Below are 1,320 nucleotides of genomic sequence, written 5' to 3' on the forward strand. Positions count from 1 at the left end.
AATTAATTAATTTGAGATAACCATGAAAACTGTAAAAAAACTTCCTTTAGCTATGGCGGTTATTGCCGCACTTTGCCCTCTTTCCTCTGTAATGGCACAAGAATTTACTCAGGAACAAATCGACGCCATTGTGGCCAAAGCCGTCGATAAAGCACTGGCGGATCGTCAGGCCAAAATGGACGCTGCTGCCGCGAAGAAAGTGGATCTGGAAACCAACCCGCAAACCGCGGCGGCGACGCCGGATATGGCGGTACCGTTCGGCCTGAAGTTCAGCGGCTACGCGCGCTACGGCGCGCATTTCCAGGCGGGCGATCAGAAATACGTCGGCGTGGACGGCTCTTATAACGGCGCCTCGGCGATCGGTCGTCTGGGTAACGAAGGCAACGGCGGCGAATTCCAGCTCACCAAGGCCTTCAAGAGCGAAAAAGGCGCGATCTGGGACATCAACGTGATGTTCGACCACTGGAGCGACGAAGTGAACCTGAAAAAGGCCTACGTCGGCGTGACCAACGTGCTGGAATCCAACCCGAACGCCTATATCTGGGCCGGTCGTGACTTCCACCAGCGTCCGCAACAGGGTATCAACGACTACTTCTGGATGAACCACGACGGCCAGGGCGCCGGGGTGAAAAACTTTGATATTGGCGGCGTGCAGTTCGACGTGGCCACGGTGGCTCAGGTGAAATCCTGTAGTCCGGAAGTGATGGCCGATGAGTCGAACCCGTCGCGCATCACCTGTACCGGTAACTCCGACACCGGTGACGACGGCCACTACGCGCTGACCACCAAAACCCACAACATCAAAGCGGGCCCGATCGACGTAGAGGTGTACGCCAACTACGGCTTCGACTCCAAAGCGGTGGATAACGACAAGCAGCTCGATGCCTGGCAGGGCGGCCTGCTGTTAAGCCATACCAACAGCGATGACAGCGGCGTGAACAAGGTTATCCTGCGCTACTCCGATAACTCGGATAACAGCGTGTTCAACAAAACCGACGGTCTGACCGCTATCTACGCCAGCTTCGAGGGTAACTACAAGTTCACCCAGCAGGCGCAGGTGGAATACCTGCTGGCGTTCCACGACTACGACAACAGCAAAGACAACACCGACAACCGTAAAAACTACGGCGCGATTGTGCGTCCGATGTACTTCTGGAACGACGTGCACTCCACCTGGCTGGAAGCGGGTTACCAGCGTGTTGATTACGACAAAGGCGGTGACAACCACGGCTGGAAGCTGACGCTGTCGCAGAACATCGCGATCGGCATGGGCCCGGAATTCCGCCCGATGCTGCGCTTCTACGTGACCGGCGGTCAGGT

Annotated in this window: 1 protein-coding gene; it reads left to right on the top strand. The window is 56.6% G+C overall.

Annotated elements, in window-relative coordinates:
- Positions 1-22 precede the first annotated feature (22 nt).
- The coding region (locus tag M989_RS23925) for a carbohydrate porin (protein WP_064549241.1) at positions 23-1,320 on the top strand (1,298 nt) is incomplete at its 3' end.

This window comes from Kluyvera georgiana ATCC 51603 (assembly GCF_001654985.1).
Classification (GTDB): domain Bacteria; phylum Pseudomonadota; class Gammaproteobacteria; order Enterobacterales; family Enterobacteriaceae; genus Kluyvera; species Kluyvera georgiana.